The organism is Arthrobacter nitrophenolicus, assembly GCF_045833485.1.
Classification (GTDB): domain Bacteria; phylum Actinomycetota; class Actinomycetes; order Actinomycetales; family Micrococcaceae; genus Arthrobacter; species Arthrobacter nitrophenolicus.
In genome coordinates, this window is sequence record NZ_CP174504.1 from 946035 (window position 1) to 965232 (window position 19198).

Annotated in this window: 16 protein-coding genes; 10 read left to right on the forward strand and 6 right to left on the reverse strand. The window is 65.9% G+C overall.

Features of this window, described 5'->3' with window-relative positions; genetic code table 11:
- Positions 1-146 precede the first annotated feature (146 nt).
- Positions 147-338: a DUF1508 domain-containing protein gene (locus ACJJV6_RS04455; RefSeq protein ID WP_133348851.1), complete on the forward strand. Its 192-nt coding sequence runs from the start codon at positions 147-149 to the stop codon at positions 336-338.
- A 101-nt stretch (positions 339-439) separates the two neighbouring features.
- Here ACJJV6_RS04455 and ACJJV6_RS04460 read toward each other — a convergent pair whose 3' ends face one another.
- From ACJJV6_RS04460 to ACJJV6_RS04470, 3 genes are all read right to left on the reverse strand, one after another.
- Positions 440-1117, reverse strand: coding sequence for an NUDIX hydrolase (locus ACJJV6_RS04460; protein ID WP_407710035.1), 678 nt, complete (start codon positions 1115-1117; stop codon positions 440-442).
- Positions 1114-1908: an endonuclease III gene (gene nth / locus ACJJV6_RS04465; RefSeq protein ID WP_407710466.1), complete on the reverse strand. Its 795-nt coding sequence runs from the start codon at positions 1906-1908 to the stop codon at positions 1114-1116. The genes ACJJV6_RS04460 and nth overlap by 4 nt, the downstream gene beginning before the upstream one ends.
- 68 nt (positions 1909-1976) lie before the next feature.
- Entirely contained in the window at positions 1977-3374 is a 1398-nt protein-coding gene (locus tag ACJJV6_RS04470; RefSeq protein ID WP_407710036.1) for a hypothetical protein, read from the reverse strand.
- Between the two features lie 402 nt (positions 3375-3776).
- Here ACJJV6_RS04470 and acs point away from each other — a divergent pair, with 402 nt between their 5' ends.
- The gene (gene acs, locus ACJJV6_RS04475) at positions 3777-5789 is read left to right on the forward strand and encodes an acetate--CoA ligase (protein ID WP_407710037.1); all 2013 of its coding nucleotides are present in this window, start codon (positions 3777-3779) and stop codon (positions 5787-5789) included.
- A gap of 93 nt (positions 5790-5882) precedes the next feature.
- A complete protein-coding gene (locus tag ACJJV6_RS04480; RefSeq protein ID WP_009359354.1) occupies positions 5883-6671 on the forward strand; it encodes a DeoR/GlpR family DNA-binding transcription regulator in 789 nt (262 codons plus the stop codon).
- Between the two features lie 35 nt (positions 6672-6706).
- Here the strand turns inward: ACJJV6_RS04480 and ACJJV6_RS04485 are convergent, their stop codons facing one another.
- On the reverse strand, positions 6707-7723 hold the full coding sequence (locus ACJJV6_RS04485; RefSeq protein WP_035753784.1) for a LacI family DNA-binding transcriptional regulator: 1017 nt from the start codon (positions 7721-7723) through the stop codon (positions 6707-6709).
- A gap of 212 nt (positions 7724-7935) precedes the next feature.
- Here ACJJV6_RS04485 and ACJJV6_RS04490 point away from each other — a divergent pair, with 212 nt between their 5' ends.
- The 4 genes from ACJJV6_RS04490 (at position 7936) to ACJJV6_RS04505 (ending at position 13230) form a co-directional block, all read left to right on the forward strand.
- Positions 7936-9987: a beta-galactosidase gene (locus tag ACJJV6_RS04490; RefSeq protein WP_009359352.1), complete on the forward strand. Its 2052-nt coding sequence runs from the start codon at positions 7936-7938 to the stop codon at positions 9985-9987.
- A complete protein-coding gene (locus ACJJV6_RS04495) occupies positions 9984-10919 on the forward strand; it encodes a carbohydrate ABC transporter permease (RefSeq protein ID WP_133348839.1) in 936 nt (311 codons plus the stop codon). The genes ACJJV6_RS04490 and ACJJV6_RS04495 overlap by 4 nt, the downstream gene beginning before the upstream one ends.
- Positions 10920-10996: 77 nt before the next feature.
- Complete coding sequence (locus ACJJV6_RS04500; protein WP_009359351.1) at positions 10997-11830, forward strand: carbohydrate ABC transporter permease; 834 nt, start codon at positions 10997-10999, stop codon at positions 11828-11830.
- A gap of 68 nt (positions 11831-11898) precedes the next feature.
- Complete coding sequence (locus tag ACJJV6_RS04505; RefSeq protein ID WP_009359350.1) at positions 11899-13230, forward strand: ABC transporter substrate-binding protein; 1332 nt, start codon at positions 11899-11901, stop codon at positions 13228-13230.
- 94 nt (positions 13231-13324) lie between these two features.
- Here the strand turns inward: ACJJV6_RS04505 and ACJJV6_RS04510 are convergent, their stop codons facing one another.
- Positions 13325-14347, reverse strand: coding sequence for a LacI family DNA-binding transcriptional regulator (locus ACJJV6_RS04510; protein ID WP_009359349.1), 1023 nt, complete (start codon positions 14345-14347; stop codon positions 13325-13327).
- A 10-nt stretch (positions 14348-14357) separates the two neighbouring features.
- Positions 14358-15563 (reverse strand): Gfo/Idh/MocA family protein, encoded by a 1206-nt coding sequence (locus ACJJV6_RS04515; RefSeq protein ID WP_407710038.1) that lies wholly within the window; start codon positions 15561-15563, stop codon positions 14358-14360.
- Positions 15564-15806: 243 nt separating this feature from the next.
- Between ACJJV6_RS04515 and ACJJV6_RS04520 the strand changes: the two genes are divergently transcribed.
- The 3 genes from ACJJV6_RS04520 to ACJJV6_RS04530 all read left to right on the forward strand — a co-directional run bounded on the left by ACJJV6_RS04520 (position 15807) and on the right by ACJJV6_RS04530 (position 19094).
- A complete protein-coding gene (locus ACJJV6_RS04520; RefSeq protein WP_009359347.1) occupies positions 15807-16742 on the forward strand; it encodes a carbohydrate ABC transporter permease in 936 nt (311 codons plus the stop codon).
- 10 nt (positions 16743-16752) lie between these two features.
- Entirely contained in the window at positions 16753-17679 is a 927-nt protein-coding gene (locus ACJJV6_RS04525; RefSeq protein WP_009359346.1) for a carbohydrate ABC transporter permease, read from the forward strand.
- A 74-nt stretch (positions 17680-17753) separates the two neighbouring features.
- Positions 17754-19094 (forward strand): sugar ABC transporter substrate-binding protein, encoded by a 1341-nt coding sequence (locus ACJJV6_RS04530; RefSeq protein ID WP_009359345.1) that lies wholly within the window; start codon positions 17754-17756, stop codon positions 19092-19094.
- Positions 19095-19198 lie beyond the last annotated feature (104 nt).

Consider the following 19198-nt stretch of genomic DNA (forward strand, 5'->3'; position numbering starts at 1 on the left):
CCACAGATACCCATATGTCAGGGAATGTAACCTACCCGGCAGTAGCTCGACGGGCAGCGTGACGGACGTTACAGTTCATAGCGGCGACTGAGGCAGACCGGTCGGGACGGCTGATGCAACGACGCATACCAGGGGAGGTCCGACATATGGCGGGCAGATTCGAAATTCATCGGGTAGGAGACGAGTCATACCGGCTGCGGCTCACAGACGCGGAAGGCAACATCGTTGCCGTGTCACCCAACTTCAAGTCGCTCAACATGCTGCTTGAGGGCATCAAGGCGATGCGGGAAAACGCGGCGACAGGCATCGTGGTGGACCTGAGGCAGCAACAGGCCTGAAGCACCACCCACCGGGCTCCCCGGCTTCTGCCGGGGACCCGCCACGACCGGGCAGCCGCGCTCAAAGGCGCGCGTGGCTTCCCTATTCTTTTAGATCCCTTTTAGACGGCCAGCCTGTGAAGGCGCGTGCGGTCCCACGGGACGGACCAGCCCAGCTGGTCGAAGAGTCCGCTCAGGACAATCCCGGTAAAGCCCCATACCAGGACACCGTTAACCGTGAATCCTGGGCTGTCGAACGTGCGCCCCGCCCGGTGCACCGTGGCCATGACGCGGTTGTCGGGATCCAACAGGTCCCGCACGGGCACCCGGAAGACCTGGGCTGACTCGGCGTAATCCACCACCCGGACCGGCGAGGGCGAGTGCCACCAGCCCAGCACCGGGGTCACCAGGAAGTTGCTGTGGGCCAGGCCGAGCTGCTGGAGCGTGCCCAGGACCTCGACGCCGCCTGCGTCGAGCCCGGTTTCCTCCTCGGCTTCGCGGAGGGCTGCCTCCACCGGTGACTCGCCGGCGTCGATGCTGCCGCCGGGAAAAGCGACCTGCCCCGGGTGGGAGCCCAGTGTGTGGGCCCGTTCCAGGAGCAGCACGTCGAGGTCGGCGGGGGCAAGCGGCTTGCCCGAGGCGGCGGGGACGTCATCCAGTGCGCCGAAAAGCATCAGCACCGCGGCTTTTCGCGCCAGGTCCTCGTCCACGGTGAGGGCTGCCCAACGGGGATCCGGGGTGGCGTCGAATCCGGATTCGGACCGGCGCACAAGTCGAATCAGGTCATCCCGGGCACTCACAGCGTCCTCTTCCGGGATGCCATCCTGATCTCCGCGGCCCGCTCCGTGTTGGCCAGCAGTTCAGCCAGCAGGGCCTCGCTGCCCGGCGCCAACTCATATTTCAGGAGCTTGGCCGCCTTGGCCGGGTCAGTTTCCCCCAGGCCATAACTGGGACACCAGTTGGCCACCGGGCACGCCCCGCAGGCTGGTTTCCGGGAATGGCACACCCGGCGGCCGTGGAAGACCACCCGGTGCGAGAGCATGGTCCAGTCCCTCGGCTCGAACAGCTCGGCAACGTCGGCCTCGATCTGGACAGGATCCTCCGACTGGGTCCAGCCGAACCTGCGGGCCAGCCGGCCGAAGTGGGTGTCTACCGTGATGCCCGGGATGCCGAACGCGTTTCCGAGCACCACGTTGGCGGTCTTCCGGCCCACGCCGGGCAGGGTGACCAGGTCCTCAATCCGGCCGGGCACAACGCCGTCGTACTCATCCACCAGCCGGGTGGCCAGCGCCAGGAGGTTCCGTGACTTCGCCCGGAAGAAGCCGGTGGGCTTGATGATTTCCTCGAGCGTGGCCGGGTCCGCCTCCGCCATGGCCCGCGCGTCAGGGTAGCGGTCGAAAAGCAGCGGCGTGATCTGGTTGACCGTGACGTCGGTGGTCTGGGCCGAAAGGACGGTGGCGACCAGCAGCTCAAACGGGTTGGTGAAATCGAGCTCCGCGTGCGCGTAGGGGTACTTCTCGGCCAGTGCCCTGTTGATGCGCCGTGCCCGCCGCTTCAGCGCGAGCAGCGACTCCGACGAAACCACCGGCATCCCGGCGGCCTGGCCGGCGGGCGCCGGCTTTCCGCCGGCCTTGGCGGCGCGGGGCACGGCCACGGGACCTAGCCGCGCTCGATGTTGGTGAGGTCCCGCAGGACGCCCAGCCGCCCGTCAGTGTGCTGGACCAGGAATTCGTGGCCGCGGTCTTCAAGGGCAAGGACCCAGCCGCCTGGCTCAATGACGAAGGCCGGCGCGCCGGTTCGCGGATCGTAGGCGGTGCGGTGCTGGGCGACGGCGAACCAGAACGCCTCGTGGATGGGCTGCTCGTCCAGTTCGTCGTGCCGGCTCGACGGGTCCACTGTTGCCCCGATCGGTTCCTCCGAGCGGATCTGCTGGTGCACAGCCGTTGCTGCGGGCGGCTCCCAGGTCCTCCGGGCCGCGGAGGCAGCAGCGCCGGACGCAACCGGCTGCGCACCGGCGTCGTGATGTCCGCCGGGCACACCGCCGGTGACAGACGACCCGGAACCGGCGGGCACCTGCCCGAACCGGGTCTCCTCGGCCGATGCCGCAGCGGGACGCACGACGTCGGCCGCCTGGGTGGGCGGGCCGGCGTCGATGTCAGGAGCGTGGTCGGCGACTTCGGGAGCCGTGGACACGGGCGTGCCTGCCGCGGGGGCGCCTGCCGGCGCGGGACCGGTGGCGGGCACGGCCGCGGTGGCCGGGGAATGGTGCGCGGAAACAGACGGGACGGCGGCGGTTGCGGGCGCGTGGTCGGTGGCAGGCGCGTGGTCGGTTGACCGCGGCGGGACAGCCGAGGATCCGGCACCCGCGCCGCCGAAGAGCTTGCCGCCGGCGGCACCGAGCAGCTTCCCCGGGCCGGGCTTGGCAGCGGACTCCGGCCTGGGTTCCTTGGGTGCACGCGGCTTCTGGACCGGGACAGCGGCTTCACGGGCCACCACGTGGGCCGGCGCTTCGGCGCGGCCCTGGAAATCACCCTTGAGATACGGCAGGAAGCGGCCCAGCACGGTTGCCGCGAAGAGGACCAGGGAGCCGATCAGGCCCACAAGCAGGCTTGGCACATAGGCGCCTGCGACGGACAGGAAGAAGAAGGCGACGGCGAAGCAGGCCACCACGGAGCCGAACTGGTCGATGGACAGGGAACCGACGCGGATCCTGGTGGCGGGCGCGAGCCGGCGCGCGGCGAAGAGGGCACTGGCGATCAGGGGAAGGATGATCCCGAGCCCCAGGAAGAACAGGTTGTTCAGGTTCCACAGGTTGTACCGGCCGCCGAAGATGGGCAGCAGGGAGGCGATGAACAGGATGAGGGTGCCGGCGAAGACGGCCAGGTCCCGCACGGTGAACGGCCCCAGCACTGCCTGGTTGGCATCCTTGGAAAGGCTTGCGCGGCTGCCCTTGCCAGCGGCCGCCGGCTGCGGGCCGGCTCCGGTGGCGGGCCCTTCGGCACCGGCGGCTGCCGCGGTGTCGGGGCCTGTTTTCTGGCCGTAGCTCTGCTGGTTCATCTGTTCTCCTTAGCGTGGCGGTACCGGGGCGAGGCCCCGGTACCGTCCCGTCGTAACACCGGATCCGCTGCTGCCCGGCACTGGTAGCGCCCGGCCGCAGCGGCCCGAAGTGAAGTCACAATTCCATTTCAGCCTAGTCAACAGCCGGGCTGATCACTAGCTGAGGGGGGACGCCCGGGACGTTCGAAAGACCGTGCGGCAGACCATTCACCGCTTAATAAATGCCGCTCGCGGGCTGGCTTGTGACACGGCACACATACCGGCGCGGGCAAGCATTAGTCTTGATTCCGGAACAGCTCTTTGCGGTATGTCCGTGACGGGCCGGTGCCCGATGCCGTGTACGGGGCGGAGCCCGGCCGGCGGTCATGCCGCCAGCGAAGATCGATGAATGATGAGGTTCACATGTCCCAGGACACTTCAAGCTCCACGGCCACCGTTCCTGCCGGCCCCGCAGGACAGGAAGCCCAGCATGGTGACGCGTTCGAAAACCTGCTCCATGAGACGCGGGCCTTTCCGCCGTCGCCGGAGTTCGCGGCCAACGCGGTTGTGACCGCTGGGGAGTACCGGGAGGCCGACGCCGACCGGCCGGCTTTCTGGGCGAAGCAGGCACGGGAGCTGCTCACCTGGAGCAGGGACTTCGACCAGGCGCTGGACTGGTCAAACCCGCCCTTCGCCAAATGGTTCGTGGGCGGGGAAGTCAACGCCGCGTACAACGCGCTGGACCGGCACGTCGAAGCGGGCCGGGGCGACAGGGTTGCCATCCACTTCGAGGGCGAACCGGGCGACACCCGCTCCTACACTTATGCCGAGCTGACCGAGGAGGTCAAGAAGGCAGCGAACGCGTTCGAGTCCCTCGGCGTGGCCAAGGGCGACCGGGTGGCCGTGTACCTGCCGATGATCCCCGAGGCTGTCATCACCCTCCTGGCGTGCGCCCGGATCGGGGCCGTGCATTCGGTGGTGTTCGGCGGGTTCTCCGCCGACGCGCTGCGTTCCCGGATCGATGACGCGGAGGCCAAGCTCGTTGTCACGGCCGACGGTACTTACCGCCGGGGCAAGCCCAGCGCGTTGAAGCCGGCGGTGGACGAGGCGCTGTCCAAGGCCGGGCACAACGTGCAGAACGTGGTGGTGGTCAAGCGCAACGGCCAGGACGTGGACTGGACCGAGGGCCGGGACCACTGGTGGGCGGACACCGTGGACGCCGCCTCGAACGAGCACACCGCCGTCGGGCATGATTCCGAGCACCCGCTGTTCATCCTCTACACCTCCGGGACCACCGGCAAGCCCAAGGGCATTCTGCACACCACCGGCGGGTACCTCACCCAGACCGCCTACACGCACAAGGCCGTGTTCGACCTGCACCCGGACACGGACGTGTACTGGTGCACCGCCGACGTCGGCTGGGTCACCGGCCACTCCTACGTCACCTACGCCCCGCTCATCAACGGCGCCACGCAGGTCATGTACGAGGGCACCCCGGACTCCCCGCACCAGGGCCGCTGGTGGGAGATCGTGGAAAAGTACAAGGTCTCCATCCTCTACACCGCCCCCACCGCGATCCGCACCTTCATGAAGTGGGGCCGGGAGATCCCGGACAAGTACGACCTGAGCTCCCTGCGCGTCCTCGGTTCCGTGGGTGAACCCATCAACCCCGAGGCGTGGATGTGGTACCGGGAGGTCATCGGCGGCGGCAAGGCACCGATCGTGGACACCTGGTGGCAGACCGAAACCGGCGCCCAGATGATCGCCCCGCTGCCCGGTGTCACCGCTGCCAAGCCCGGCTCCGCGCAGGTCCCGCTGCCCGGCATCGCCGTGGACGTCGTCGATGAAATGGGCGAATCCGTGCCCAACGGGCACGGCGGATTCCTTGTGATCCGCGAACCCTGGCCCGCGATGCTCCGCGGCATCTGGGGCGACCCCGAACGGTTCAAGGACACCTACTGGTCCCGCTTCGAGACCATGTACTTCGCTGGCGACGGCGCCAAAAAAGACGAAGACGGCGACGTCTGGCTCCTCGGCCGCGTGGACGATGTCATGAACGTCTCCGGGCACCGGCTCTCCACCACGGAGATCGAGTCCGCCTTGGTCTCCCACCCCGCCGTGGCCGAAGCCGCCGTCGTGGGCGCCGCCGACGAAACCACCGGCCAGGCCGTGGTGGCGTTCGTCATCCTCCGCGGCGACGCCGTGGACACCGGCGAGGACATCGTGACCGAACTCCGCAACCACGTCGGCAAGGAAATCGGGCCCATCGCCAAGCCGAAGAACATCCTGGTGGTCCCGGAACTGCCCAAGACCCGCTCCGGCAAAATCATGCGCCGGCTCCTTAAGGACGTCGCCGAAGGCCGCGACCCCGGCGACGCCACCACCCTCTCGGACCCCACGATCATGCAGCAGATCGCGGCGAGCCTCCGCAAGTAGGACGACGGCGGCGGCGCTTCCCCGCAGCGGGGAGGCGCCGCCGCCGTATGCTGGGAGCAGACCAGTCCCCCTGCCCCCGAAGGATTCGCCCAGATGCTTCCCGCTGCACGTCACCAGGCCATCGTGGACGCCGTCCAGCGCGAACGGGTGGTTCGGGTGTCGGACCTTGCCCAGCAGCTTGGCGTGTCCCTCATGACCGTGCGGCGCGATATTGAGCAGCTGGAGGAGGGCGGCAAGCTGGAGCGCATCCACGGCGGTGCCAAGCTGCCGGGCGATGCCAGCGCGTACGAGCCAGGTTTCGAACAGAAGTCCACGCAGCTGACCGCTGAGAAGCGGGCCATCGCCGTGGAGGCCGCAGGACTGGTGCAGGAAGGCATGGCGGTGGGCCTGAGCGCAGGTACCACCACCTGGGCGCTGGCCAAGGAACTCGCCGGCGGCCCCCGGATCACGGTGGTGACCAATTCCGTGCGGATCGCCGACCTGTTCCACCACGCGGCCTCCTCCGGTTCGGCGCGCTACGCGTCCACGGTGATCCTGATCGGCGGCGAGCGCACGCCCTCGGATGCCCTGGTGGGTCCCATCGCCACCGGCGCGCTGAAACAGCTGCACCTGGATATCCTTTTTCTGGGCGTCCACGGCATGGACGCCCAGGCCGGGTTCACCACGCCCAACCTTCTCGAAGCGGAGACGGACCGCGCTTTCGTGGCCGCAGCCCGCAGGACAGTGGTCCTGGCCGACCACACCAAGTGGGGCATGCTGGGCATCAGCTCCATCGCCGCACTCGACGACGTGGATGAGGTCATCAGCGATGCGGGCCTGGGTGCCGATGCCCGCCGCATCCTGGGTGAGACCACCAAGCTTCGGGTCGTCGTTCCCGCCTAGCGGCTGGTCCTTGACCCGAGCGCTCCGCCCGGCCGTCAGGCCGAGCCACGCCACATGATGGTGGTGTCCAGGACACGAGGGGTGCCCGGAAGCCCGTTAAGCTGCGCAAGTACGAGTTCTGCAGCCGTACTCCCCAGGAGATCCGCGGGTTGGCGGACCGTGGAGAGCTGCGGCCTGCACCGCAGGGCCCAACTGCTGTCATCGAACCCGACAATGCCGACGTCTTCCGGCACCCGCCTGCCGGCTTCCTGCAGGGCCGTCATGGCGCCCGCGGCCACGGCGTCCGAGGCAGCGAAGACCCCATCAATCGCAGGCTCCCGGCGGAGCAGTTCCTGCATGCCCTCCAGCCCGGCGGCATAGGTGTACAGCGGGTACTCAACAACCAGTGCGGGGTCGAACTTCCCGCCCATCGCCGCCCGGAACCCCGCAAGCCGGTCCTGGCCGGAATCGCGGTCCAGCGCACTGGCGATCATGCCCACCCGCTGCCGCCCCGTGCCCAGCAGCCTGCCGGTGATGTTGCGTGCGGCTTCCTCGTTGTTGATGGCAGCGTACGGCAGGTCAGGTGTCCCGTCCGGATGGCCCACGAAGGCCGCCGGCAGCCCAATCTCGGCAACCGCGGCAGCGATAGGGTCAGAGGCGCGGGCAGAAATGATGACCGCCCCGTCAACAAGTCCGCCGCGGAGGTAATCCGCCACACGGCGGCTGTCCCGGTCGGAATCGATGATGAGGGAAACCAGCTGATAGTCAGCCTTGGAAAGAACCTCATTGGCCCCCAGCAGGATCGACCCGATATTCGGGTCCTCAAAAAGCAGGGAGTGCGGCTCGTGGATGATCAGGCCAATGGCCCGGGACTCCTGCTTAACCAGGTTCCGGGCGGCGCTGTTGCGGACGTAACCCACTTGCGCGATCGCTTCCTCCACCGCCTGCCGGGCCTCTTCGGAGACGTACTTTTCGCCGTTGACCACCCGCGAGACAGTCCCCCTTGAAAGCCCCGCGGCGCGCGCCACATCGTTGATGGTGGCACGGCGGGCACGGGTGCGGGTCAAGGACATATTTGTACTGTAGCGGAGCGGAGGCACCCGTGTTCCGCAACTCAGCCATTGACACCGGCCACCCTCCGGGATAGCCTGTGAACGTTCCCAGATTGCGCAGCTCACAGTTATGCGCGGTCTTCTGGGAACGTTCACAGAGATACAGACAACAGCGTCCAGGACCCTGAGACACATCCTCGGCTTGCACGCTGCTGCGAGTCGAAGGAGCAGGGTTGGGTCCCAGCAGAACACCGGTCACGGAACTGTCCGGCAACGGAAAATTTGTCTACGGCTGCGATTACAACCCGGAGCAGTGGGACAGGACCGTGTGGGAGGAAGACGTCCGGCTGATGAAGCAGGCCGGCGTGAACCTGGTGGCCGTCAATATCTTCGGCTGGGCAGAACTTGAAAGCTCCCCCGGAACATACTCGTTTGAGCGTCTGGACGAGATCCTGGGCCTGCTCCACGCCAGCGGCATCGGTGTCAACCTTGGCACCGGCACGTCCTCCACCCCCGCCTGGCTGACCACCCTCCACCCGGAAATCCTTCCCGAGTCAGCCTCGGGAGTCCGCGCATGGCCCGGCGGACGCCAGGCGTGGTGCCCCAGTTCACCGCGGTACAGGGAACACGCCCTCCGGCTGGTGGGCGAAGTGGTCCGCCGCTACGGCGCCCATCCTGCCGTCCGGCTGTGGCACGTCTCAAATGAGTTGGGGTGCCATAACGCGCTCTGCTACTGCGACGTTTCCGCCGCCGCCTTCCGCAGTTGGCTCGTTGCCCGCTATGGCAGCCTGGACGCGCTCAACAGTGCCTGGGGCACCACGTTCTGGTCCCAGCGGTACTCGGCCTGGGAACAGGTCCTCCCGCCGCGGACCACCGTCTCCACCAACAACCCCACCCAGGTGCTCGATTTCCACCGCTTCAGCTCCGACGAACTCCTTGGCTACTACCAGGCCGAGGCTGACCTCCTCAGGCAGCACAGCAGTATTCCGGTCACCACCAACTTCATGGTCACCGCGCACATCCGCAGCCAGGACTACTGGTCCTGGGCGCCGCATATGGACGTCATCGCGAATGACCACTACCTGGACCACCGGCTTGACGATCCCACGGCCGAGCTGGCCTTTGCTGCCGACGCTACCCGCGGCCTCAGCCAGGGACAGCCGTGGCTGCTGATGGAACACTCCACCTCGGCCGTGAACTGGCAGCCCCGCAACATTGCCAAGGAACCCGGGGAAATGCTCCGCAATTCGCTGGCGCATGTCGCCCGGGGAGCCGACGGGCTCTGCTTTTTCCAGTGGCGGGCTTCAGTGCAGGGCAGTGAAAAATTCCACTCCGCGATGCTTCCCCATGCAGGGACGGACTCCCGCATCTGGCGTGAGGTGGTGGAACTGGGCGGCATCCTCGAAACACTGGCTGAGGTGGCCGGGACCACCGTGAAAGCGGAGGCCGCCCTGGTGTTCAGCTGGGAGGCATGGTGGGCCTATGACCAGGAATCCCACCCGTCCTCGGACGTGAAGTACCTCGACCAGGTCCACGGCATGCACAAGGCACTGCGGGAAGCGGGCATCACGGTGGACGTGGTGGCCCCCGGCGCCGACCTCTCGGGCTACAAGCTCGCCGTCGTGCCCGGCCTCTACCTCGTCCGCGACACCGAGTCCGCCGCACTGGCCGACTACGTGAAGAACGGCGGAACCGCCGTCGTCACCTATTTCAGCGGCATTGTCGATGAAAACGAAAAGGTGCTCACCGGCGGCTACCCCGGAGCATTCCGGAACCTGCTCGGCATCCGCGCCGAGGAGTTCTACCCGCTGCCCCCCGGGCAGACCAGGGCCCTGGACAACGGCACCACAGCCTCCCTCTGGACCGAAGCCATGCGCCTTGAAGGCGCCGAAGCAAAGCTGTCCTTCGCCGAGGGACACCTGGCCGGCTCCCCTGCCGTCACCCGCAACCGCCACGGCGCCGGCCACGCCTGGTACATCGGAACGGTACTCACCGCCGCCGCACTGCGCGAGGTGGTCAGCGAGGCGGCGGCGGAGGCAGGAATGGAGGCCCTGGCCTGTCCCGAAGGCCTTGAGGTTGTGGTCCGGTCCGGAACGAAGCACAGCTACCTGTTCCTGATCAATCATTCAGCAGACGAGCACAAACATCCGGCGCGCGGCTATGAACTCCTTGTGGGCGAAGAAGTCTCGTCCGCCGTCGTCGTTCCCGCGGGCGCTGTGCGCGTTGTCCGCACCTCCAACCCAACACCCCCAACCGGCCCAAGCACCGGCCAAAAGGATAAATGAAAGTGACCAGTACAAACACTGCTCCGGCAACGGCCCAGGGGGCGCCGAAGACCCGGAAACCCAGGACCGCATCACCGCACCGCCGGGCCATCCTCCTGTTCGTGGCGCCGTTCGGCGTCCTGTTCCTTGCCTTCTATGCCGTTCCCATCATCTTCGCCGTGGTGCAGTCGCTGCTCACGGTGGAGCGCAAAGGGACCTTCGGCCCTCCGCAGCAGGTATTCGGCGGGTTCGTCCAGTACCAGCAGGTATTCCAGAACAGCGAATTCTGGCAGGCGGTAGGACGCGTGCTCCTCTTCGGCGTGGTCCAGGTGCCCATCATGCTCGGGCTCGCCCTGATCTTCGCCCTGCTGCTTGACTCACCCCTGCTGAAGGGAAAGAAGTTCTTCCGGCTCGCCTTCTTCGCGCCCTACGCCGTCCCCGGTGTCATCGCCGCCATCATGTGGGGCTTCCTGTACTCCCCCTCGCTCTCCCCCTTCGAAGCCATTACCTCCGGAGTGAACTTCCTGTCAGCCGAACTGGTGCTCTGGGCCGTGGCGAACATCGTCACCTGGGTCTATGTCGGCTACAACATGCTGATCATCTATTCGTCCCTGCTGGCGATCCCCACGGAGATCTATGAGGCGGCACGCCTGGACGGTGCCAGCAACCTGCAGATCGCCTGGCGGATCAAGATCCCGCTGGTGGTCCCGGCCATTATCCTCACCGGCGTGTTCTCGATCATCGGCACGCTGCAGCTGCTGGCCGAGCCCCAGACGCTGCGCAGCTTCAGCTCGGCGATCAGCAGCACGTTCACCCCGAACCTCGCGGTGTACACCACCGCATCGGTACCGAACTACAACCTCGCCGCAGCGTTCTCCGTGGTGCTGGCGCTGGCGACGTTCGTTCTTTCCTTCGTCTTCCTGAAGGCGACCCAGCGGAAGGTTTCCCAGTGACTGCAACAACGGCGATCACAACTGCCGGCGGGTCCGCCCCGGCTTCAAGTACCGGCCGCGGACCACGGCACAGCATCATGTCCCGCAGCGCCGCGATGCTCATCATGGGCGTCTTCACCCTGTACTTCCTGATTCCCATCTGGTGGCTGCTGGTGTCCTCCACCAAGACCGGCGGGCAGATCACCGGCACGGCACCGCTGTGGTTCACCATGGACTCCATCCCCACATTCTTCGCGAACCTGGGGAGCCTCTTCACCTACGGTGACGGCGTCTTCGGCCGCTGGCTTGCCAACAGCGCACTCTACGCAGGGCTGGGCGCGCTCGTCGGCACCGTCATCGCCGCCATGTGCGGGTACGCCCTGGCAAAGTACGAGTTCCGCGGCCGGGAGGCGATCTTCAACATCGTCCTCAGCGGGGTGCTTGTTCCCGCAACGGCCCTGGCACTGCCCCTGTTCCTGATCTTCAGCGAAGTGAAACTCACCAATACCCTGTGGGCGGTCTTCCTGCCCAGCCTGGTCAGCCCCTTCGGCGTCTACCTTGCCCGCATCTATGCCGCGGCGAGTGTTCCCACGGAACTGCTGGAGGCGGCCCGCCTCGATGGTTCATCGGAAGTCCGGACCTTTTTCACCGTATCCACCCGCCTGATGGCTCCGGCGCTCGTGACCATCTTCCTTTTCCAGTTCGTCGCAATCTGGAATAACTTCTTCCTGCCCCTGATCATGCTCCGCGACCAGACACTGTTCCCGGTCACGCTTGGACTGTACGCGTGGAACAGCCAGATCAGCCAGATACCCGAGCTCCGCGTCCTGGTGATCGTCGGCGCACTCGTTTCGATCCTCCCCCTGATCGCCACGTTCCTTGGGCTTCAACGCTTCTGGAGCAGCGGGCTGGGCGCCGGAAGCGTCAAATAGCCACTCCCCCCATCCACATCGTCCCGCGGCGCCCGCCGCGGTACACCACCCCATTGATAGGAAAAGAAATGCGCGCGCATTACGGAAAAGCCACTGCAGCCTTTGCCATTGTTTCAGCGCTGGCCCTCGCCGGCTGCTCCGGCGGCGGGGGCACGACGGACGCCGAGGCCACCGGATCCTGCGAACCGGCTTCCGGTCCCGTTGAACTGACCTTCACCACCTGGGTTCCCGGCATGGAGAAGGTAGTCGACCTGTGGAACAAGGAAAACGAAAACATCCAGGTCAAGGTGCAGACAGGCCCCAACGGCAACTCCGGCACCTACCAGAACTTCTTCAACCAGTTGCAGGCAGGCAACGCACCTGACCTCGGCCAGATTGAATACGATGCCCTGCCCAACTTCCGCGTTCAGGACGGCCTGGAAAACATCGCCGCCTGCGAGGGAGTGGCCGATGCCAAGGACAAGTTCGTTGACTGGACCTGGGGCCAGGTCACCTTCGGTGAGGAAGACTCCGTCTACGCAATCCCGCAGGACAGCGGTCCCATGGCGATGTTCTACCGGGCAGACCTGTTTAAGGAGGCCGGCATCGAGGTGCCCACAACCTGGGACGAGTACGCCGCCGCCGCTGAGCAGATCAAAGCCCGCGGCTCCTACATCACCAACTTTCCCCGCAGCGACGTCAACTGGTTCGCCGGTAACGTCTGGCAGGCCGGCGGGCAGTGGTTCTCATCCGACAACGACCAGTGGGACGTCAACCTGACCGGCCAGGAGTCCGAGAAGGTGGCCAACTACTGGCAGGACCTGCTGGACAAGGGCCAGGTGTCAACACTTCCCTCGTTCTCGGATGAGTGGAACGCCTCCTTCAACGAGGGCCAGCAGTGGACCTGGGTTTCCGCCGTCTGGGGCGCGTCAACCCTGGCCAGCGGCGCCCCGGATACCGCCGGCAAGTGGGCCGTTGCCCCCATGCCCCAGTGGGAAGACGGCGGCAAGGCCGCAGGCAACTGGGGCGGCTCCTCCACTGCTGTCCTTAAGGGCTCCGAACACCCCTACGAGGCAGCGAAGTTTGCCTTGTGGCTGAACACCGATCCTGAAGCCCTGGCCCTGGCCAACGAATTGGGCGGCCTTTACCCGGCGGCCAAGTCGGCTACGGAACTTGACGCCTTCACCAGCGGCGTTGACTACTTCGGCGGCCAGAAGATCTATGACGTGTTTGCCGAGGCGTCCTCCAATGTGGATCCCAACTTCACTTGGGGCCCGACCATGACCCAGACCTACACGGATGTCTCTGACGGATTCGGCAAGGCGTCCGGCGGCGAGGGCACGCTCCTGGATGCCCTCAAGAACGGCGAGAAGAAGACCATCGAATCCCTGAAGTCTCAGGCAATCCCGGTCAAGGAATAACTTCCCGCCTGTAACCGGCCGGTACCAACAAAGGCAATCCACCACTTCCGCTGCCTGCGGAGGTGGTGGATTGCTTTAACGAGGGCTGCGCCGCTCAGGGGCAGCCGCAGGACTGCCGCACCAGAAGCTTCGTGGGAAAGATCCGGTGCCGGGGCTTTTCGCCGCGCCTGGCGCCCACGAGCGCCGCAACGGCCGCCTCCGCCATGGCGGCAACAGGCTGTTCCACCGTAGTCAGCGGCGGCCACGAGTATTCCGATTCAATGGAACCGTCAAAGGACACCACGGCAATGTCTCCGGGGACAGCCACTCCTGCCTCATGGATTGCCCGCAAAAGACCCACCGCCTGCGTATCGGAGGTGGCAAAGATTGCCGTCGGCCGGTTCACGGACGCCAGCAGGCGCTGCCCGGCAAGGTAGCCTCCGGGCCAGGTGAATCCGTTGTAGGCAATGGGCCCTTCCTGCAGTCCAGCCTCCTGCAACGCCTGGCGCCAGCCCACCTCACGGCCGTCGAGGCTGCCGGACACGTTGGTACCCATTGCCAGGCCGATGTTGGTATGGCCATGGCCGATGAGGTGTTCCACCGCAATCCGGGCGCCCGCTGCAAGATCCACACCGATGCTGTTGAAGCCCGGCGCATCATGTTCCTGGTTCAGGAGTACGGCCGGAATCTCAGCCGTCTCGAGTGCTTCAAGATCCGGGTCGAAGAGGACACTGGCCAGCAGCACGCCATCCACCTGCCTGGCGGCCAGGTTACGGATGTTCCTCCGTTCCTTGGCCAGGTTCCCGTCCGAGTTGCTAAGAACCAGGGCATAGCCCAAGGCTGCGGCGGCGTCCTCCACGGCATGGGCAAAGAGCGAGAAGAACGGGTTGGTGTTGTCCGGGATGATCAGGCCAAGCGTCTCGCTGGACCCCAGCTTGAGCGCGCGCGCCGCCGCGTTGGGCCGGTAGCCAAGGACCCGGATGGCGTCCTGCACCTTGGCTTCCGTTGCGGGGGCCACTTTTTTGGGTCCGCCGTTGACGACGTAACTGACGACGGCGGTGCTGACGCCGGCGTACCGCGCCACGTCCTTGCGCGTCACGGGGCCGCCACGCGGTGCCTGTACTGCCGGGGAAGTCATGCTGTCCATGCTAACTACAGGTACCCGGCGCATCGCCGAAGTCACGGATGGGGAGCCGTTCGCCGTTCCGCAGGGCCGACTGGTGGGCCACGATGCCGGGCATGGTGAAGCGGGCTGCCACCCAGGCATTGACGGGCGGCAGGGTTCCCTTGTTGACGGCCGTGACGAAGTCGTCAACCAGGAAATGGTGGCTGCCCTCGTGTCCGTTGGGGGCGCCGCGGAATTCAGCCGGCAGGCGGCTGCTGTCGTGGACCGGAGCCAGGCCCGAGACGAACGCGTCCCGCAGCAATGGAGCCACGTTCGCCAACGAGGGGTCATCGAGGGGAATGCTGGGCCGGGTCTGCATCTGGTCCGAAATGTCGTGGACGTCCTGCTTGTCCTGCCAGACGGTTACCCTGGCCAGCTGTTCCAGGCTTGCTTCGGTGCCGAAGAAGCGGAAGCGGGATTCGCGGATGTGCGAGGGGTACCCGACGCGCCGCATTTCGTTGGTGCGCATGACCCCGCCGTCGCTCATTTCGAACAGGGCGGTGGCGTTGGAGAAGTCGTTTCCGAACATGCTGACGCCCTTGTCAAAGACGCCGTCGTTCCTGTCGTCCTGAACCCCCACGCAGCTCACGCTGACGGCGTGGGCTGCAATGGCTCCCAGCACTCCGCCCACCGCATGGGTGGGGTAGAGCATGGGCGGGTAGCTGGCAGTTTCCTTCCAGCGTTCGCCGCCGCTGTACCGGTAGGCGTCGTAGAAGCCCAGGTCCATGTCGTGGACATAGTCACCCTCGGTGTAGAAGATCCGGCCGAACCTGCCGGCGGCGTGCTCGCTGCGGGCGTAGACGGTTGCGGGGTTGTAGTAGCTGGTCTCCCCCATCATGTAGACGTTTCCCGTCTCGCGGACGGCATCGATGATGCGGCTGATCTCCTCTTCGGTCACGGCCATGGGCACTGCGGAGTAGACATGCTTGCCGGCCCGGAGTGCCCGTTCCACCAGCGGCCCATGGGTCCAGCGCTGGGTGAAGATGCCCACCGCATCGACGTCGGAAGCCAGCAGCTCATCGAAGTCCCGCAGGACACCGGCCAGGCCCAGCTGGTCCGCTGCCCCGGCCGCCCGCTCGGGCAGCTGGTCCACCACGTACACGCTGCTGACTCCGGGGTGCAGGTTGAACAGGTGCGCGAACTGCCCGCCGAACTGGCCGGCTCCCACGATGCCTATCGAGAACGTCATTGTCAGCCTTTCGCCATGCGCCTGGATCCGGGCGGGAGGTCCGCGCCACGGACGGGCACGGCTCCGTAAGCGTTTCCCGCCCCTCATGGCAGTGTTTCACCCCCATCTACTCGAGTCAATATCGAACCGATGGATGAAAGCGAGAAGCTGGCGAGAGAAAAACACCTCTTGCGGACCTCGTATCTACTCGTGTAGATTTGCTCCCAGGTTGTTACACACATCACATCTCAGGAAGGGTCGACGATGACCACCCTTACCAGGAACCCCGGTTCACGGGAGCACGGCCTGACACGCACGCTCCGCCGCAGGACCGGGCACAGCGACGTGAAGATCGCCCTGTTCTTCATCGCACCGGCATTGATCGGGTTTGTTTTCTTCTACCTGGTCCCCACCATCCGCGGGATCTACCTCAGCTTCACCGAATACAACATCCTGGGCGATCCGGAATGGATCGGCATGGAGAACTACCAGGCCATTGCCAAGGACCCGCTGTTCTGGAACTCGCTCGCCGTCACCGGCCAGTACGTCCTGCTGAACATCGCCCTGCAGACGGCGCTGGCCCTCGGCCTGGCACTGCTGATGCACAACGTGGCCAAGTCCACGCTGATCCGCGGCGCGCTGCTGCTGCCGTACCTGATGTCCAACGTCATCGCGGCCCTGCTCTGGTTCTGGATGCTCGACTACCAGATCGGCGTGGTGAACCAGTTCATCGAATGGACCGGCATGTCCCGCATCGCATTCTTCGGCAGCGAGGAGTGGGCCATCCCCACCCAGGCCCTGATCAACACCTGGCGCCACATGGGGTACACCGCGCTGCTGATCTTCGCCGGCCTCCAGGCCATCCCCGGGCACGTCTACGAGGTGGCCAAACTGGACGGCGCGTCAGCATGGCAGACGTTCCGCAAGATCACCATCCCGCTGCTGCGCCCGGTGCTGGTCCTGGTGCTGGTGGTGACCGTGATCGGTTCCTTCCAGGTCTTCGACACGGTGGCCGTGACCACCCAAGGCGGGCCGGTCAACGCCACCCGCGTCATCCAGTACTACATCTACCAGCGCGCCTTCACGGAATCCGACTTCGGCTACGGATCCGCCATCGCCGTCATTCTTTTCCTCATCCTCGCCCTCGTGGCCTTCATCCAGATGAAGTTCCTCAAGGGCAACGAGTCGGACCTGGACTAAGGAGTCCCGCATGACCACCACCGCAAGCCGCGCCCCGCTGGCCAAGCCGGCCCGCCGCCGTCGTCCGTTCAATCCCCGCCGCGCCGGCGCCTGGGCACTCCTGATCCTTGCCATCGCCGTCTCGGTGCTCCCCTTCCTCTGGGTCCTGCGCACCGCACTGTCCACCAACAGTGCCCTGGCTTCGGCCTCTGCCAGCCTGCTGCCGGCGGACTTCACGTTCGGCGCCTTCCTGCGGGTCTTCGGGCTGCAGACACCGGCCGAGGCCGTGGCAGAGGGCGGCTCCGGCGCCGCCATCGATTTCTGGCTTTACCTCCGCAACTCGCTCATCTTCTCTTCGATCACCACAGCCGGTGCCGTCTTCTTCAGCGCGATGGCCGCCTACGCCTTCGCCCGGCTCCGCTGGAAAGGCCGGAACGCCGTCTTCAGCCTGTTCCTGGGCACCATGCTGGTCCCGCCGATCTTCACGGCGCTGCCCAACTTCCTGCTCATCAAGAACCTGGACCTGCTCAACACCATGCTCGGAATGGTCCTGCCCTACGTGTTCATGACTCCCTTTGCCATCTTCTTCCTGCGCCAGTTCTTCCTGAACATGTCCCGCGAGGTGGAAGAGGCGGCAATGCTCGACGGCGCCAAGCACCTTCGCATCTTCTTCCAGATCGTGCTGCCGAACGCCGCAGCCCCCATCGCCACCCTTGCCCTGCTCACGTTCATCGGACAGTGGAACGAATACTTCTGGCCGCTGCTGGTGGGCTCCCAGGACGACGTCCGCGTCCTCCAGGTGGGACTGGGCGTCTTCAAATCGCAATCCCCGCAGGGCGCCCCCGACTGGTCCGGCCTGATGGCCGCCACCCTCATCTCGGCGCTGCCCGTCCTGATCCTCTTCGCCGCCTTCGGCAAAAAGATCGTCAACTCCATCGGCTTCTCCGGCATCAAGTAATCCCCGCACCCATCCCCCGATTTGAGGGCACGCCATGGCGGCCTGCCCGCAAAGCACCCCCGAAAGGACCTGTCATGAAAAAGAAAGCACTCGGCACCCTCGCTGCTGCCGCTGCCGCAGTCCTGGCCCTCTCCGCCTGCGGAAACGGCGGCTCCGCCGAATCCGCCAAGGGCGAGATCAGCTACTGGCTGTGGGACGCCAACCAGCTTCCGGCCTACCAGCAGTGCGCGGACGACTTCACCAAGGCCAACCCGGACATTACGGTCAAGATCACCCAGCGCGGCTGGGACGACTACTGGTCCACCCTCACCAACGGCTTTGTGGGCGGCACCGCACCTGACGTCTTCACCAACCACCTGGGCCGCTACGGCGAGCTTGCCGAGAACAAGCAGCTGCTGGCCATCGATGAGGCCGTGGAGAAGGACGGCGTGGACCTCAGCGCCTACAACGAAGGCCTCGCCGAGCTGTGGGTGGGCCAGGACGGGAAGCGTTACGGCCTGCCCAAGGACTGGGACACCATCGGACTCTTCTATAACAAGGCCATGCTCGCTGCGGCCGGCATCACCGAGGAGCAGATGAAGGAGCTCACCTGGAACCCCGAGGACGGCGGAACCTACGAAAAGGTGATCGCGCACCTGACCGTGGACAAGAACGGCAAGCGCGGTGACGAGCCCGGCTTCGACAAGAACAACGTTGACGTCTACGGCCTTGGCCTCAACGGCGGCGGTGACTCCTCCGGCCAGACCGAGTGGAGCTACCTCACCAACACCACCGGCTGGTCCCACACGGACAAGAACCCGTGGGGCACCAAGTACAACTACGACGATCCCAAGTTCCAGTCCTCCATGGAATGGTTCGCCGGACTCGCGGACAAGGGCTACATGCCCAAGCTCGAAACCACCGTCGGCGCCAGCATGGCCGACACCTTCGCTGCCGGCAAGTCCGCCATCAACGCGCACGGTTCCTGGATGATCGGGCAGTACACCGGCTACAAGGGCATCGAGGTGGGCATCGCCCCCACCCCCGTGGGCCCCGAAGGCGAGCGCGCCTCCATGTTCAACGGCCTGGCCGATTCCATCTGGGCCGGCACTAAGAAAAAGGACGCCTCCATCAAGTGGGTTGAGTACCTCGCCTCCGCCGAGTGCCAGGACGTGGTGGCCTCCCAGGCCGTGGTGTTCCCGGCCCTGAAGGCCTCCTCCGACAAGGCCGCCGAAGCCTTCGCTGCAAAGGGCGTCGACGTGTCCGCGTTCACCGAGCACGTCAAGAACAAGACCACGTTCCTGTACCCCATCACGGACAACACGGCCAAGGTCAAGGGCATCATGGAACCCGCCATGGACGCCGTGGTCTCCGGCAAGGCGCCGGCCAGCTCCCTGACCGCCGCGAATGAGCAGGTCAACGCCCTGTTCAAGTAACGCTCCCCAGCCGTGGCTGCGTATGTGGTCGCAGCCACCCCGCCGGGTGCCGCCGTTCCTTCCTCGCGACGGCGGCGCCCGGACCCCCTCTCCAGACTTTTACC

Coding starts and splice junctions, on each gene's coding strand:
- ACJJV6_RS04455 (WP_133348851.1), top strand. CDS start 147: ATGGCGGGCAGATTCGAAATTCATCGGGTAGGAGACGAGTCATACCGG.
- nth (WP_407710466.1), bottom strand. CDS start 1,908: ATGCCGGTGGTTTCGTCGGAGTCGCTGCTCGCGCTGAAGCGGCGGGCA.
- ACJJV6_RS04470 (WP_407710036.1), bottom strand. CDS start 3,374: ATGAACCAGCAGAGCTACGGCCAGAAAACAGGCCCCGACACCGCGGCA.
- acs (WP_407710037.1), top strand. CDS start 3,777: ATGTCCCAGGACACTTCAAGCTCCACGGCCACCGTTCCTGCCGGCCCC.
- ACJJV6_RS04480 (WP_009359354.1), top strand. CDS start 5,883: ATGCTTCCCGCTGCACGTCACCAGGCCATCGTGGACGCCGTCCAGCGC.
- ACJJV6_RS04485 (WP_035753784.1), bottom strand. CDS start 7,723: ATGTCCTTGACCCGCACCCGTGCCCGCCGTGCCACCATCAACGATGTG.
- ACJJV6_RS04495 (WP_133348839.1), top strand. CDS start 9,984: ATGAAAGTGACCAGTACAAACACTGCTCCGGCAACGGCCCAGGGGGCG.
- ACJJV6_RS04500 (WP_009359351.1), top strand. CDS start 10,997: ATGTCCCGCAGCGCCGCGATGCTCATCATGGGCGTCTTCACCCTGTAC.
- ACJJV6_RS04505 (WP_009359350.1), top strand. CDS start 11,899: ATGCGCGCGCATTACGGAAAAGCCACTGCAGCCTTTGCCATTGTTTCA.
- ACJJV6_RS04510 (WP_009359349.1), bottom strand. CDS start 14,347: ATGACTTCCCCGGCAGTACAGGCACCGCGTGGCGGCCCCGTGACGCGC.
- ACJJV6_RS04515 (WP_407710038.1), bottom strand. CDS start 15,563: ATGACGTTCTCGATAGGCATCGTGGGAGCCGGCCAGTTCGGCGGGCAG.
- ACJJV6_RS04520 (WP_009359347.1), top strand. CDS start 15,807: ATGACCACCCTTACCAGGAACCCCGGTTCACGGGAGCACGGCCTGACA.
- ACJJV6_RS04525 (WP_009359346.1), top strand. CDS start 16,753: ATGACCACCACCGCAAGCCGCGCCCCGCTGGCCAAGCCGGCCCGCCGC.
- ACJJV6_RS04530 (WP_009359345.1), top strand. CDS start 17,754: ATGAAAAAGAAAGCACTCGGCACCCTCGCTGCTGCCGCTGCCGCAGTC.